Consider the following 16,429-nt stretch of genomic DNA (forward strand, 5'->3'; position numbering starts at 1 on the left):
CAGGTATTTATTATCTTTTAACGTAAATAGGACTTCTTTTTAATAAATACGAGATAGAATCCATCCAGCTGTCTTTTACCGCCAAAAAGGGTTTACGGGTTTGCGAATAAATTTTTGTGGTGTTTTTATACATATCAAAATAAACGGTGTAATAATAGTAAACCTGCGTATTGGCTGTTGTAGTCGAAACATCGTTGGTTTTTACCTTTTTATTATTGTCGCTTACTTTTGCATTTCCTGAATTGTAAGTTGTAGAAGTTGTGCCTGAATTCATTGTATACGAAACTTTGGCAGCAACAATATTATCTACACCCAATATTTTCTCAAGGTCTTCAATTGGCGTTTCATCAATATTATTATGATCAATTCCGGCTTTATGAAGCAAACTGTTTGTCGTTCTTAAATCCTGAACCGTTAACGGCAAAATATTAGACGATTTGTCGAGTAATTTATTGTAAAGATCGTTTTGGGCAAATTTTGCCATATCTTCTGAGCTTTCCTGATTGTCTGAATTTAAATAAGGAACGGGAAGCACCGCAATTGTATTTTGCTTTATTTCTGATGCTGCAATAACAGGCGAAGTACCTGCAGGATTAGTATTTCCCTGACTTACATCAAACGTCTGCGAGCGTCCGCTTGCGAAATCAATTCTGGCAATCTGAGAAACATCTAAGGAAATTACAAGAGTTTCCCCGGGAAGTGAATATTCTACAGTTTTATCAGATATTTTAGAAATTGTTCCTTCAATAATCTGATAATCTCTTTTTATAATTTTATCCAGTTTTTTTCCGCCTTGAGCGAAAGTAAAAACAGAAACAAACAACATCAATAATAGGGCAGTCAGCTTTTTAATCATCATAATATCTACAATTTAGTTTCCTTATATTGGTTTTATAATTCCAGTTTGTTAAAATTATAAAAAATTTAATGATAATCACGCTAAGAAAAACAAATACAGCGTTTTAACTGCACAAAAAAAATTACATATGCTGTGTATAAAAATTATAATCTTTTAAAACTACCCTGATAAAATCAGAGTTATTTCCGGATTGGTTTTTAATTCCGGCAACACTTTCAATTTTAGCTACTAGTTTGTAAATGATTTCATGATCATTTTTTTCTACAGCTCTATGGAAAGTCTCTTTAATGATTCGCATATCATTATCTGATAATTTAATCACCAAAGGATAAGTCGGCACATAAGCATCGCCTATTTCTTCTAAGATCGTATGACTTATATTAATTTTATTTTTGAGTGTAATTACGGCTGTTCCCGCCACCATATCACCCAAACGCTGTGCTTTTTTACTTGAAATAATTGTAATTAAAGCAACAAGGCCGTAAAAAGAAGTAAAATCGATTATTCTAAAAAACCATCGCATTAAATAATCGCCAAAACCTGCCTGATATCCATCTATTTTTACGACTTTTATCTTCACAAGTTTTTTCCCAAAAGATTGACCTTCAAAAATACTTTCTAAGGTTATGGAGTAAATCATCCAAGGAATAAAAAGCACTATAAAAACCGCTGCTCGGGACCAGGTATCTAAGCTATCCAATACCTGACCAAGATTAAGCCAGTTAAAAACAATTAATAAAACTACGATTGCATATGAGATTTTAATGCCTAAATCTATAAAATAAGCCCCCATACGTTCGCCTGCCGTTGCAGCGATAAAATTTATTTTAACATTTTGTGTCGTATTAATAGATAATTCTGACATATTTCATATTTTAGCCCTCAATGAGAGAAGTTGCATTTATAAAACAAAATAAAGAAAAATGGCTGGAATTTGAGCTAGCTATTTTTGGTAAAGCTAAGAAAAATCCTGACGAATTAGCTAATTTGTACATTCAATTAATGAATGATTTGTCGTATGCACAAACCTATTACCCTAAAAGTAAAACAGTTGTCTACTTAAATCACCTTGCATCGCAGATTTATCAAAAAATTTATAAAACCAAACGCACTGAAAAAAACAGAATTGCTGAATTTTTTAAAACCGAAGTGCCTTTATTACTTTACGAATACAAAAGGTATTTGCTTTACGCTTTTGTTTTGTTTTTTGCTACCGTTGCCATGGGCGTAGTATCGGCGCGTTACGATCAAAACTTTGTTCGGTTAATTTTAGGCGACGATTATGTTAATATGTCCTTAGAAAACATCAAAAAAGGAAATCCAATGGCGGTCTACGGATCGGGATCTAATTGGGGAAGTTTTATTGGTATTACGATGAATAACCTTTATGTGGGAGCAAAATGTTATTTGTACGGAATTTTTGGAGGAATTGGAACGTTTTATATTTTCCTTCAAAACTCATTAATGCTGGGATCTTTTCAGTATTTCTTTTACGAAAAAAATGTATTCTGGCAAAGCGTTCGCGGTATCTGGATTCATGGTTCAATGGAAATATTTGCCATAGTAATCGAATCGTCTGCAGGATTTATTTTAGGAGCTTCTATCCTGTTTCCTAAAACTTTTTCGAGAATGAACTCTTTTAAAATTGGTTTTAAAAACAGTTTTAAAATATTTTTAAGTACTTTTCCTTTTACAATAAGCGCAGGATTTCTGGAAGGTTTTATAACCCGATATTCAATTGATATGCCCAATTGGTTAAGCAGCTCAATTATATTAGTGACACTTGGAATAATTTCATTTTATTACTTGGTTTATCCTTTTATTGTTTATAAGAAAATACAAAACCTATCAGCCAAATCGAATTAATACAAACCAGTAATGAATAGAATTTTCTTTCTTTTTTATTTTCTTTTCTTTTGCGGTATTTCAAACGCACAGGATTCTTTGCTGAAGGAAGAACCTCCAATAATTAATTCTGTAAAGTTTACCGAAAAAGACATTCTAATTGACTCAGAATCAGTTGAAGCCAAAACTTTCTCAAAAAACTTCCAAAAAAAATATACCGATTCTGATTTCGTCTACGAATATAAAGCTCCAGAAAAAAACCTTTGGGATCGTTTTAAAGACTGGATTGCAAGTTTGTTAAGAAAACTGTTTTCTTTTAATGATCCGCAGACTTCTTTAAATGTGGCAGTTACATTACTTCGAATAATTGGGGTGGCTGTTATTATTGTGGTAATTTATTTGATTGTAAAAGCCATTATCAATAAAGAAGGGCAATGGATTTTTGGTAAAAACGCCAACAAAAGAACCGTTTATTACTCAGAACTTGAAAAGAATATTCACCTTTTAGATTTCGAGAAATTAATTAAAGAAAGTCTGGAAGCCGGCGAAAAACGTACTGCTGTGCGATATTATTATTTATGGCTTTTAAAAACAATGGCGCAGCATAATTATATTGAATGGGATATCGAAAAAACAAATTCAGATTATTTATACGAAATTCAAAATCCCAAACATAAAGAAGAGTTTATGTATTTGTCTTACCTCTACAATTATATTTGGTATGGCGAATTTGAAATTGATGAAACGGTGTTCAATAAAACCGAAAATAGATTTAAGAATGCTTTAAAAACCTTTAGCTGATGAATAAAAGTATAAAAATATACATAGCTGTTTTGGTTCTTATTTTAATCTTAATTCTAATAGGAGATTACAACAAACAAAAACCAATCGACTGGCGTCCAACCTACTCTGTTAACGACAAAATCCCTTACGGCTTATATGTCTTTGACAAAGAAATTGGCGGTATCCTTAAAAAACAAAAAATTGAAAGAATTTCTGACATCACGCCGTATGAGTTTTTAGATTCAAAATACGATGAAGATACTTTGGTTGAAACTTATTCTGTAAAAGGAACTTTCATCAATATTTCGCAGCAAAATAATATTGACGAACAATCGGTAAAAGAAATCATGTATTTTGTATCGCACGGAAATAATGCTTTTTTGAGCATGACCGATTTTCCTAAAACTTTATTAGATAGTTTAAAATTTGAATATTCATCTAACTTACTTAAAACCAAAGATGCTTCGGTATGGATGGCTAATAAAAAACTAAGTTCAAAAATATACAAATCGACCAGTGAGATAGCCGATTATTTTTCTAAAATCGACACATTAAACACCACTGTTTTAGGTTACGAAGGAAATCCGAAATACAAAAAAAACATCAATTTTATAAAAGTACCTTATAAAAACGGATATTTCTTTTTACACGCAAATCCGGTTGCTTTTACAAATTATAATCTGCTGAAAAAAGACCGTTATCAATATACCGAAAAAGTATTATCCTATATTCCGAAAGGAGATGTTTTTTGGTATACAAAATCGCCAAATGATGAAAATATTTCGGCCTCACCGCTTCGTTATATTTTTAGTCAGCCTGCTTTAAAATGGGCTTGGTACTTATTTTTAATCGGAATGCTGATTTTTATATTGTTCAATGCCAAAAGAAAACAACGAATAGTTCCTATTTTACAGCCATTGTCTAATTTAACGATTGATTTTACCAAAACAATTGGAAATCTGTATTATCAGGAAGGCGATCACAAAAATATAATTGATAAAAAAATCATTTATTTCCTGGAAAGAATCCGAACCGAATATTTAATCGATACCACAAATCTGGATGACGAGTTTGTAAAAAAACTGCAGCATAAAACCGGTAAAGACGAAAAAGACATTCAGGAACTCGTATTTTTAATCAACGAACATCGAAATAGTTATCACGCAAATATTGAAGAGGATTTAATCCGAATTAATAATGCAATAGAAAAGATTTTACATTAAACTCAATCAGAAAAACATACCAAACATGGACGATATTAATACATCAAAAACGGAAATCACAAACGAAAATGTGAATTTTGAAACGAGATTAAATTTAGCTCCTCTTTTAGATCACGTTAATGCGATTAAAAAAGAAATCGAAACCGTAATTGTAGGACAGCACAAAATGGTCGATCAGCTTTTGGTTGCTATTTTATCAAACGGACACGTTTTATTAGAAGGTGTTCCGGGAGTTGCTAAAACCATCACGGCAAAACTGCTTTCTAAAACTTTACATATTGGCTTTAGCCGAATTCAGTTTACACCGGATTTAATGCCTTCGGATATTTTAGGTACTTCAATCTTCAACCTGAAAACTTCAGAATTTGAGTTTAAAAAAGGGCCTATCTTTTCTAATTTAATTTTAATTGATGAGATAAACCGTGCTCCGGCAAAAACTCAGGCCGCTCTTTTTGAAGTTATGGAGGAACGCCAGATTACGATTGACGGATCAGGATATAAGTTAGAAACTCCGTTTTTGGTAATTGCAACCCAAAATCCAATAGAGCAAGAAGGGACGTATCGTTTACCAGAAGCACAATTAGACCGTTTCTTGTTTAAAATCACGATTGATTATCCAAAATTAGACGAAGAAATTCTGATTATTCAAAGAGAACATTTATTACAGGATCATGGTAAACTGGAAGCTATAAAAACGATTCTTTCTTCATCTGAAATCAATCAATATCAAGCTTTAATCAAACAAATTAGAGTGGAGCAGAATTTACTGGAATATATTGCTCGAATTGTAGTAAATACGCGCGAAAATGCCTTTTTATATTTAGGCGCTTCTCCTCGTGCTTCTATCGCAATTTTGAACGCTTCAAAAGGTTTCGCTGCCATTCGCGGACGCGATTTTGTAACGCCTGAAGATATTAAAGAAGCTGCTATTCCGGTTTTACAACACCGCGTAATCGTAACACCAGAACGCGAAATGGAAGGAATTACCAGCTCTGAAATTATTAAACAAATCATTGAAACTGTCGAAATACCGAGATAAGTTAGTATTCCGTTTAAAGTTAGCACTGGGACTGAAAACTGTAACTGAATACTGTGACTGATCCAGATAACTATCGGGAGCGACTGTAAACTTAAAAAAATGACCATTAATAAATTACTTTTCCTATTCTCACTTTGGATTATGGCGGTTAGCTTTAAACCTTCGGGTGATGTTGTTTTAGAAAATGAAAGAAAAACATTTTATTTTGCCACTGACAAACAACAGCTTGAAAGTTTAATTCGAAAAACGTATGAGTGGGTAGAAAACAAAAACTCAAACCAAGATTTTGATCCTATAGAAAACAAAAAAGGCGACAAATATGTTGGATTAAACCTAAACATGCATAAAAAAAGACTGGAAGAACTTAAAAAAACGAATTTCTTCTCACAGCAATTTTTAGACAATTACAATAAAATTGCACTAAAACTTGACGCCAATCTTAAAAGTAAAAAAATAGAATGGCTTGTTGGAGAGATGCCTCCTTTTGGCAGCGATTCAAATGCGTGGTGCAATTGTCAGGATAACCCTGAACAATATTGGAAAACAATGAAAATTAAAGATCTTAAAATCGATAATAATAAAGCTTCCTTTAAATGGATCTGGTCATGGGAAGGTGAATACAAAGTTACAGCCGTTAAAGAAAACGGTGTCTGGAAAATTTCTTACCTTGAAGGTTTTGATTTTGAAGAATTCACCCAAATTTATTAGCAAAATATAAAAAATTAAGAAACTTGAAATCAATAAAAAGTCTATACCTGAATAATTTCTTTTTCTATGTGCTTTTGGGCATTATAGTATTATTTGTCTGCGCTTTTATATTTCCCAATTTATACAATGCGGTTTGGTTTGTTCTTTTGATTTTAGTGACTTTTCTCGCACTTGATTTTCTGATTTTATACTTAACAAAAACAGGAATTGAAGCCGAAAGAATTGCTCCCGAAAAGCTATCGAACGGAGATTTAAATCCAATAAAAATTCAAATCAAAAATCAGTATACTTTTCCAATTTTAGTTAAGATAATTGATGAGATTCCGTTTCAGTTTCAGGTTCGTGATTTTAAAATTGTAAAATCCATAAAAGCCTCCAACCATCAGGAATTTGGTTACGACCTGCGTCCTACAGAACGCGGCGAATATCATTTTGGTGCTTTAAATGTATATGTTTCTTCTCCTTTAAGATTAATTTCAAGAAGATTTTCTTTTGCAAAAGATCAAATGGTGCCAACGTATCCGTCCTATATCCAATTGAGAAAATACGATTTGCTGGCCTTTTCGAATAATTTACATCAATACGGGATTAAAAAAATCCGCCGAATTGGACATACAATGGAATTTGAACAAATTAAAGAATATGTTCAGGGCGATGATCTTCGAACTTTAAACTGGAAAGCCACAGCAAAGAAAAATTCTCTGATGGTTAATCAGTTTCAGGACGAAAAATCACAGTCGGTTTACATGGCAATTGACAAAGGACGCGTTATGCAAATGCCTTTTGACGGGTTAAGTTTGTTAGATTATGCGATAAATTCAACTTTAGTTTTATCGAATGTAATTTTGAAAAAACAAGATAAAGCCGGACTTTTTTCTTTCTCTAAAAAAGTAGAAAACCGAGTTTTTGCCGAAAGAAGAGGCTCTCAGATGCAAAAAATTCTGGAGACTTTATACAACGTTAAAACTGATTTTTTCGAAAGCGATTACAGCCGATTATATGTTGATATTAAGAAAAACATCAACCAAAGAAGTTTAATTATTCTGTACACCAATTTCGAAACCATGGATGGTTTAAATCGCCAATTGCCCTATTTAAAAGGAATTGCGAAAAGTCATTTATTGGTTGTTGTCTTTTTCCAGAATACGGAATTAAATGCTATTATCAATAAAAAAACCGATACCATCCAGGAAGTTTACGACAAAGTAATTGCTGAAAAATTCATGTTCGAAAAACGATTAATTGCTAATGAATTAAAGAAATACGGAATTCATTCGGTTTTAACGCAGCCAGAAAATTTGACTTTAGATGCTATTAATAAATATTTGGAAATTAAGTCCAGAGGGATTTTATAAATTCTTTATTTCTTCCAAAAATCATCAATCAAAAAGCATCAATCAAAATCCAATACATAAATGAAACAGCTGTTTATCACTGCTTTATTATTTTTTACCCTAACTTTTTTTGGACAAATCCCAAACACCTTAACGCCAAATGATAAAGTTTATGGACTTTCAAAATTCTGGCAGGAAGTAAATTACAATTTTGTATATCTTGATAAAGTAGACAGAACAATGTGGGATAATCGATACAAAGAGCTTATTACCATTGTTCAAAACACAAAAAACGACTACGAATATTACCGCGAACTTCAAAAATTTTGTGCTTTATTAAAAGACGGACATACAAATGTTTATTTTCCAAAAAGCATCCAACCAATGAATGATATGTTTGGCAGCTACAGATTATTCACTAAAAACATTGAAGGCAAAGCCATAATTATCCGAACAAATTACAGCAAAAAAAATGAAATTCCCGTGGGAAGCGAAATCATTGAAGTGAATGGAAAATCAACTCAAAAATTTATTGATGAGAATACTGCTCCTTACCTATCTTCTTCTACCGATTATGTTTTAAAGGATTTAAGTATTTCAAATCTATTAAAAGGGCTTGAAGGAGAAACTTTTATAATTAAAATAAAAAAGCCAAATAACAAAATCATTGAGCTGTCATTAACGCATAAAAAAACAGAGGAAAAAGAAGTTTTTCCTGCCGAAACCAAAAAACAGCTTTTAGATTTTAAATGGGCAAATAAAGAAACAGCTTATCTTTCATTAAATTCATTCAGTGATGAAAAAATTGATAGTTTGTTCGTTACAAAACTTCCTGAATTATATAAGGCAAAATCATTAATCGTTGATTTACGCAGTAATGGAGGCGGAAGTACAAGTATTGGAACCGAGATATTACAATACCTGACAAATGATACCATCCTTTATGGATCGCGCCAAAAAACAAGAGATCATCTTCCGGCTTACAAAGCATGGGGAAAATTTATAGACGCTAAAGACACCATAAACATTCCGTGGAAGAAAAAAGCCTATTTATCTTATCACGATCAATTTTATTTTGATTTTGAATATAATCCAACTACTATTCAACTAAATTCTAAAAGAATTGTAGTTCCAACAGTAATTTTATTTGGTCATAATACCGCTTCGGCCGCTGAAGATTTCTTGATTTTTACCGATAATCAAAAACATATGATTAAAATGGGCGAAAAATCATATGGAAGTACAGGACAGCCTTTTTTGTTTGATTTACCCGGAGGCGGATATGCCAGAGTCTGCACCAAAAAAGACACTTATCCGGATGGAAGGGAATTTGTAGGCTATGGAATAAAACCTGATATCGAAATTGCACCTACTCTAAATGATTATCTAAACAATAAAGACAGCGTATTAGAAGAAGCCGTTAAATATTTAAAAACTCAGAAAAAGTAATTTCAAACTATTAATTTTCAATAATCGAAGAAACATAAAAAATGTTTATTTCTTAAAACTGAATAATCAGCCATTCTGTTTTTTATAAATATCTTTAATCTTCTAATTTGTAAAACTATAAGGAATGAAAAAATCAATTCTAATTCTATTTATTTTAACCCGCTTTTTATCTTCTGCACAAAAAACAGAAAACATAATCATTATTACAACTGACGGATTTAGATGGCAGGAAGTTTTTAAAGGATTAGATACTGCAATTGCCAATGATAAAAAATTCAATCAGGGAGACAGCACTTACATTTACAAAAAATATTCAGGTTTAGATTTTACAGCGTCACGCCAAAAAATTATGCCTTTTTTTTGGTCAGAAATTGTCTCGAAAGGACAAATTTATGGCAATCGTGATTTAGGGAATAAAGTTGATGTTGCTAATCCGTATTGGTTTAGTTATCCCGGATACAGCGAAATCATGACCGGAAATGTCGATGTTAAAGTAAATTCAAACGGTTATCAGGCCAATCCAAACGTTAATATTTTAGAATTCTTAAACAAACAGCCAAAACTAAAAGACAAAACTGCAGCCTTTGGTGCGTGGGATGCTTTTGACCGAATTTTAAATGAAGAAAGGAGTGGTTTTCCTGTAATTTCTGCTTTTGATAATGTGGGTGGTAACAAACCAAATCCAACTCAAAAACTATTAAACGAAATGCGAAATAATTCGTTTAAGCCTTTTCATGAAGATGAATGCTTGGATGTTTTTACACATTACCAGGCAATGGACGAGCTTAAAACCAAGAAACCAAAAGTTTTATACGTTGCGTATGGCGAAACCGACGAATGGGCACATCATGGTGATTACAGATCGTATCTGGATGCTGCGAACCAAGTCGATAAATGGATTCAGGAAATATGGAATTTTGTGCAAAATGATGCTCAGTACAAAAACAAAACCACTTTATTTATAACCGTTGATCACGGGCGCGGTGATAAAATAAAATCGCAATGGAGAGATCACGGCGCTGATATTGAAGGCGCATCGCAAATTTGGTTCGCCGTAATGGGACCGGAAATTGCCCCAAAAGGTGAAATCAAAACAGATTCTCAAATTTACCAAAAACAATTCGCTCAGACTTTTGCAAAAATCATGGGATACAATTTTACAACAGATCATCCTGTAGAAACTGAGGTAAAAGAAGTTTTTGAAAAATAGATTTTTTTTCGCCACGAATTACACGAATCTCCACTAATTTATTTTAATTGCGTTCAATTACAATTCGTAAAAATTCGTGTAATTCGTGGCAAAAACTATAACTATTCAAAACCTTGCAGGACGAAAAAAACTCTGTACCTTTGAGCCTTTGCAACTTTGAGCCTTAAAAAAAAATGAAACAAATAACTTCAGTTCAAAATCCGTTTATAAAATCGCTTGCTTTATTACAGGAAAAAGCAAAAGCCAGAAAACAAACCGGAACATTTTTAATTGAAGGACAACGTGAAATTTCATTAGCCATAAAAGGCGGTTACGAAATTGAAACCGTTTTATTTTTACCTGATTTAGTTACCGAAAATCAAATCAATAAATTAGTTTCTCAATCGGTTCAGTTAATCGAGATCAACAAAGAAGTGTATCAAAAACTGGCTTACCGCGATACCACCGAAGGTATTTTGGCTGTAGCCAAAACCAAGTCGCTAAAATTATCTGATCTAAAATTATCAGACAATCCATTAATTTTAGTAGCCGAATCACTTGAAAAACCAGGAAATGTGGGTGCAGTTTTACGTACTGCCGATGCAGCAAATCTGGATGCTGTTTTAATTGCAGATCCAAAAAGTGATTTGTACAATCCGAATATTGTACGTTCAAGCGTTGGCTGTTTATTTACCAACCAAATTGCAACCGGAACAACTGAAGAAATTATTGCTTTTTTAAAAGAAAAAAAGATCAGTTTTTATTCGGCAACTTTACAAAATTCAACTTCATATCATACCCAAAACTTCATGACTCCAACTGCTTTGGTTGTGGGTACAGAGGCAACAGGATTATCTCAGAAATGGCGTGACGAAGCAACACAAAACATCATTATTCCAATGCAGGGAGAAATCGACAGCATGAATGTTTCTGTCGCTGCCGCTATTTTAATTTTTGAAGCTAAAAGACAAAGAGGATTTTAGATTTTAGATTTATAAAAAATCGCTCTGCTCTTTTTTATTGGAATTTGGAATTTATTTTTAAGTCGAAGTCTCTTTTCAGCAATGAAATTTCTATCACGATCCAGAGGCGTCGGGACGGGGACTAAAATCTAAAATCAACAATCCATTCCCTTGTGTATGTTGGAACTTATTCTTATTTTTAGTACTTGAACTATGCCGTTATGATAGAAATAGATATTGAAAAAGAAAACAAAGCGATTGCGCAGGAATACAAGGAATTACTTAGGATTAGTTACCAAACTTTATCTCCTGCTGATAAGAAATTAATTCGGAAAGCTTTTGATGTTGCTGTTGATGCTCACAAAGAGCAAAGACGCAAATCTGGAGAAGCGTATATCTTTCATCCTATTGCAGTTGCGAAAATTGTTGCCTCAGAAATTGGTCTGGGCGCGACTTCTATTGCTGCAGCTTTATTACACGATGTTGTAGAAGATACACCAATTACGGTTGAAGATATTGAGCGTTTATTTAACCCAAAAGTGGCTCAATTGGTTGAAGGCTTGACCAAAATTTCGTTAGTTCAAAAAGACTTAAATGCATCAATGCAGGCGGAGAATTTCAGGAAAATGATCCTTACTCTGAACGATGATGTGCGTGTAATTTTGATAAAACTGGCCGACCGTCTGCATAATATGCAGACCATGGACTCGATGGCGGAATATAAACAGACGAAAATTGCATCTGAAACCCTTTATATTTATGCTCCTCTCGCCCATCGTTTGGGACTTTATAATATCAAAACCAAATTAGAAGATTTGGGTTTAAAATATACAGAACCTGCTGTTTATAATGACATTGTAAGTAAAATTAGAGAAACAAAAGAAGAACAGGATGCTTATATCAAAGATATTTCGGATGTTTTAAAGAAATCGCTGGATGCCGAAAATATCGATTATATCATAAAAGGCCGTCCGAAATCTATTTATTCGATTCGCCGTAAAATGCGTGCACAAAACGTAAGTTTTGATGAAGTGTACGACAAATTTGCACTTAGGATTGTTTATAAATCAGATCCGCATGATGAAAAATTCATTGCCTGGAAAATATATTCCATCGTAACTGATCACTACAGACCTAGTCCGAGCCGTTTGCGTGACTGGATTTCATCTCCTAAATCAACTGGATATGAAGCACTTCACATTACCGTAATGGGACCAAAAGGCCGCTGGGTTGAAGTTCAGGTTCGAAGTGAACGTATGGATGAAATTGCCGAAAAAGGTTACGCAGCACATTACAAATACAAAAACGGAGCTAGCGAAGAAAGCGGCTTAGATGTCTGGTTGAATTTACTTCGCGAAGCTTTAGAAAACCCTGAAACCAATGCGGTAGATTTTGTTGAGGATTTCAAAATGAATTTATATTCAAAAGAAATTTTCATCTTTACGCCAAAAGGAGAAATAAAATCGCTTCCAAAAGGTGCGACTTCTTTAGACTTTGCGTTCAGTATTCACTCTGAAATTGGAATTAAAACAAGAGGAACTCGTGTAAACGGACGTCTTGTTCCTTTAAATCACGAATTAAAAAGCGGTGATCAGGTTGAAGTGATTACATCGGCCAACCAAAAACCAACAATAAACTGGCTGGAATATGTAACCACTTCCAGAGCAAAAAATAAAATTAAAAACGTTCTTAACGAGAACACAAAAAAAATTGGCGAGGAAGGAAAAGAATTACTTACCAGAAAACTGAAACATTTAAAAATTACGCTTAACGAACAAGTTACAAACGAGTTAGTTAACTTTTTTAAATTAAAAACGAGTTTAGATTTATTTTATCGCGTTGGAATTGGCGCTATCGAAAATCAGCAGTTAAAAGATTACGCAGCACAAAAAAGCAATACGTTTATCAATTTCTTTAAAAATAAAATCAAAAGAAATAAAGATACAACAGCCGCAGAAGATATTCATAAACCTGTTATCAGCAGTAATTACGATATGCTGGTTTTTGGAACTGAACATGATAAACTCGATTATAAACTTTCGCAATGCTGTAACCCAATTCCGGGTGACGATGTTTTTGGTTTTGTAACCATAAACGAAGGTATCAAAGTGCATAAAAAAGATTGTCCAAACGCTATAGGAATGCAGTCAAATTATGCCTACCGAATTATGAGTGCGAAATGGATTGATTCTTCGCAAGAAGAATTCAAAGCCATTATCAATATTACAGGAATGGACGTTTTGGGACTTACAAATCAGTTAACTCGTGTTATTTCGAATAATATGAGCGTTAATATTCAAAGTATTTCTTTGAGTACAGATGCCGGAATTTTTCATGGACAGATTGCTGTTATTGTTCAAAACAATACAATTCTGAAAAAAATGATCAATGCTATTAAGAAAATTGACGGCGTCGACAAGGTTACAAGAGAGTACAGAACCTAACTTTTTAGGGAAACTATAAGTTTTTTGTAACGAAACTTTAAACGCGAAACTTTTATTCATTAAAAATAAAAAATTATCTTTGCAGGATATGACACTTATTTCAACTGACAACACTAAGAATCAAGAAATTGTAAAAAATGTTTTTACAATGTATCTTGAACAAAAAGGGCATCGCAAAACTCCTGAGCGTTATGCTATACTTCAGGAAATTTACGATAGCGAGGAGCATTTTGATATAGAAAACCTATACATCAAAATGAAAAACAAAAACTACCGTGTGAGCAGGGCTACGCTTTACAACACGATTGAGTTATTGTTAGACTGCGCTTTGGTTAGAAAACATCAATTTGGACAAAATCAGGCTTACTACGAAAAATCATATTTCGATAAACAGCACGATCACATTATCATGACAGATTCTGGTGAGGTAATCGAATTTTGCGATCCAAGAATTCAAACCATCAAAAAAACTATCGAAGAGATATTTGATATTGAAATCACAAATCACTCGCTTTATTTCTACGGAAACAAAAAGCAGAACTCACAGTCTTAAAACAAAGAGTTTTTCAAAAATTAAAAAAAAGAAAATTAACTACATAATCAGTAGGACATCTTAGATTGTCCTAACGCAAATTAAAAACAGAATGACCGTAGATTTATTACTAGGATTACAATGGGGAGATGAAGGTAAAGGAAAAATTGTTGACGTTCTTACCTCAAATTATGATATTATTGCACGTTTTCAAGGAGGACCAAATGCAGGACATACATTAGAATTTGATGGAATTAAGCATGTACTAAGAACTATTCCTTCTGGAATTTTCCACAAAAATTCAGTAAATATCATCGGAAATGGAGTTGTAATTGATCCGGTAGTTTTTCAAAAAGAAATTGAAGGTTTAGAGAAATTTAATCTTGATATTAAAAGTAAATTAATCATTTCAAGAAAAGCACATTTAATTTTGCCAACGCACCGTTTGCTTGATGCTGCTTCTGAAGCATCAAAAGGTAAAGCAAAAATTGGTTCTACTCTTAAAGGAATTGGTCCAACTTACATGGACAAAACAGGTAGAAACGGATTACGTGTTGGTGACATTGAATTAGAAGATTTTAAAGATCGTTACAGAGCTTTGGCTGACAAGCACGAAGCTATGATTGCTTTTCATGATGTTGCTATTCAATACAATTTAGCTGAATTAGAAAAAGAATTCTTTGAAGCTATTGAAGAATTAAAAAAATTAGATTTTATTGATAGTGAAGAATATATGCACCAAGCTCAAAAAGCAGGTAAATCTATTCTTTGCGAAGGTGCTCAGGGATCTTTATTAGATGTTGATTTTGGAACTTATCCTTTTGTAACTTCATCAAACACCACTGCTGCTGGAGCTTGTACAGGTTTAGGAATTGCTCCTAACAAAATCAAAGAAGTTTACGGAATTTTTAAAGCTTACGTAACTCGTGTTGGAAGCGGACCTTTCCCAACTGAACTTTTTGACGAAGTTGGTGCTACAATGGCAAGAGTGGGTAACGAATTTGGATCTGTAACTGGAAGACAAAGACGTTGCGGATGGTTAGATCTTGTAGCTTTAAAATATGCTGTTCAGGTAAATGGGGTTACACAGTTAATGATGATGAAAGGTGATGTCCTTTCTGGTTTTGAAACTTTAAAAGTTTGTACTGAGTACAACTACAAAGGACAAAACATCTCTCATTTTCCATACAACATTGAACCAGAAAATGTTACTCCAATTTACAAAGAGTTTAAAGGATGGAAACAAGATTTAACAGGATTAACAAATTACGATCAATTACCTATTGAGCTAAAAGAATATATTGAGTTTATTGAAAAAGAAATCGAAGTGCCAATCAAAATTGTATCGGTTGGACCAGACAGAAAACAAACAATAACAAAATAACACATCTAAAACGCTCTGAAAATCAGGGCGTTTTTTTTATGAAACAATTTCCAAATGAGAAAAAACCCAGAAATTGAAATAACAGATACCCAATTATTATCAGACAATTGGTATGTATTAAATAAAGTTACTTTTAACTACAAAAAGGAAAATGAAAAAGTAGAATCTCATATTCGCGAAGTGTATGACCGCGGAAACGGCGCCGGAATATTATTATACAATACTGCGAAAAAGACCGTTATATTAACGCGACAATTTCGTTTACCCACTTTTCTTAACGGAAATAAAACCGGAATGATGATCGAGGTTTGCGCAGGGCTTTTAGATAAGGACAATGCTGAACAGGCTATTATTCGCGAAACTGAAGAAGAAACAGGTTATCGCTTAAAAAAAGTTCAAAAAGTGATTGAAACTTATATGTCTCCTGGATCTGTAACAGAGATTTTATATTTATTTGTGGGAGAATATGATGAAAGCATGAAAGTAAGCTCAGGCGGCGGACTTGACGCTGAACAGGAAAACATAGAAGTTCTGGAATACACTTTTGATGAAGCGTATGCCATGATAGAATCTGCCGAAATTACGGATGCTAAAACAATTTTACTATTGCAGCATGCTAAAATAAAAGATTTGATTTAAGTAAGGTATTTTTTATTATTTTTAGACTGAAATTGGGTT

Annotated in this window: 15 protein-coding genes; 13 read left to right on the forward strand and 2 right to left on the reverse strand. The window is 33.1% G+C overall.

Annotated features, from left to right (window positions below):
* Positions 1-10: 10 nt before the first annotated feature.
* Together L1276_RS11775 and L1276_RS11780 are read right to left on the reverse strand one after the other, a co-directional pair.
* Entirely contained in the window at positions 11-859 is an 849-nt protein-coding gene (locus L1276_RS11775) for a hypothetical protein (RefSeq protein ID WP_253788031.1), read from the reverse strand.
* A 121-nt stretch (positions 860-980) separates the two neighbouring features.
* Positions 981-1,724: an RDD family protein gene (locus L1276_RS11780; RefSeq protein ID WP_253788033.1), complete on the reverse strand. Its 744-nt coding sequence runs from the start codon at positions 1,722-1,724 to the stop codon at positions 981-983.
* Positions 1,725-1,744: 20 nt separating this feature from the next.
* Between L1276_RS11780 and L1276_RS11785 the strand changes: the two genes are divergently transcribed.
* The 13 genes from L1276_RS11785 to L1276_RS11845 all read left to right on the forward strand — a co-directional run bounded on the left by L1276_RS11785 (position 1,745) and on the right by L1276_RS11845 (position 16,390).
* On the forward strand, positions 1,745-2,725 hold the full coding sequence (locus L1276_RS11785) for a stage II sporulation protein M (RefSeq protein ID WP_253788034.1): 981 nt from the start codon (positions 1,745-1,747) through the stop codon (positions 2,723-2,725).
* A gap of 12 nt (positions 2,726-2,737) precedes the next feature.
* A complete protein-coding gene (locus L1276_RS11790; RefSeq protein WP_253788036.1) occupies positions 2,738-3,505 on the forward strand; it encodes a DUF4129 domain-containing protein in 768 nt (255 codons plus the stop codon).
* Positions 3,505-4,710, forward strand: coding sequence for a DUF4350 domain-containing protein (locus L1276_RS11795; protein WP_253788038.1), 1,206 nt, complete (start codon positions 3,505-3,507; stop codon positions 4,708-4,710). The genes L1276_RS11790 and L1276_RS11795 overlap by 1 nt, the downstream gene beginning before the upstream one ends.
* 25 nt (positions 4,711-4,735) lie before the next feature.
* A complete protein-coding gene (locus tag L1276_RS11800; protein ID WP_253788039.1) occupies positions 4,736-5,749 on the forward strand; it encodes a MoxR family ATPase in 1,014 nt (337 codons plus the stop codon).
* A 99-nt stretch (positions 5,750-5,848) separates the two neighbouring features.
* On the forward strand, positions 5,849-6,457 hold the full coding sequence (locus tag L1276_RS11805) for a hypothetical protein (RefSeq protein ID WP_253788041.1): 609 nt from the start codon (positions 5,849-5,851) through the stop codon (positions 6,455-6,457).
* A gap of 23 nt (positions 6,458-6,480) precedes the next feature.
* Positions 6,481-7,812, forward strand: coding sequence for a DUF58 domain-containing protein (locus tag L1276_RS11810; RefSeq protein WP_253788043.1), 1,332 nt, complete (start codon positions 6,481-6,483; stop codon positions 7,810-7,812).
* A gap of 60 nt (positions 7,813-7,872) precedes the next feature.
* Positions 7,873-9,240, forward strand: coding sequence for a S41 family peptidase (locus L1276_RS11815; protein WP_253788044.1), 1,368 nt, complete (start codon positions 7,873-7,875; stop codon positions 9,238-9,240).
* A gap of 124 nt (positions 9,241-9,364) precedes the next feature.
* Positions 9,365-10,450: a phosphoglyceromutase gene (locus L1276_RS11820; RefSeq protein WP_253788045.1), complete on the forward strand. Its 1,086-nt coding sequence runs from the start codon at positions 9,365-9,367 to the stop codon at positions 10,448-10,450.
* A 173-nt stretch (positions 10,451-10,623) separates the two neighbouring features.
* On the forward strand, positions 10,624-11,412 hold the full coding sequence (locus L1276_RS11825) for an RNA methyltransferase (RefSeq protein WP_253788046.1): 789 nt from the start codon (positions 10,624-10,626) through the stop codon (positions 11,410-11,412).
* A 200-nt stretch (positions 11,413-11,612) separates the two neighbouring features.
* Positions 11,613-13,835 carry a bifunctional (p)ppGpp synthetase/guanosine-3',5'-bis(diphosphate) 3'-pyrophosphohydrolase gene (locus tag L1276_RS11830; RefSeq protein ID WP_253788047.1) on the forward strand — a complete coding sequence of 741 codons (2,223 nt, stop codon included), beginning with the start codon at positions 11,613-11,615 and terminating at the stop codon, positions 13,833-13,835.
* 88 nt (positions 13,836-13,923) lie between these two features.
* A complete protein-coding gene (locus L1276_RS11835; protein WP_253788048.1) occupies positions 13,924-14,388 on the forward strand; it encodes a Fur family transcriptional regulator in 465 nt (154 codons plus the stop codon).
* Positions 14,389-14,479: 91 nt separating this feature from the next.
* On the forward strand, positions 14,480-15,751 hold the full coding sequence (locus L1276_RS11840) for an adenylosuccinate synthase (protein ID WP_253788049.1): 1,272 nt from the start codon (positions 14,480-14,482) through the stop codon (positions 15,749-15,751).
* A gap of 54 nt (positions 15,752-15,805) precedes the next feature.
* A complete protein-coding gene (locus L1276_RS11845; RefSeq protein WP_253788050.1) occupies positions 15,806-16,390 on the forward strand; it encodes an NUDIX domain-containing protein in 585 nt (194 codons plus the stop codon).
* Positions 16,391-16,429 lie beyond the last annotated feature (39 nt).

The organism is Flavobacterium sp. HSC-32F16 (assembly GCF_024171645.1).
In the GTDB taxonomy this organism is placed as follows: Bacteria; Bacteroidota; Bacteroidia; order Flavobacteriales; family Flavobacteriaceae; genus Flavobacterium.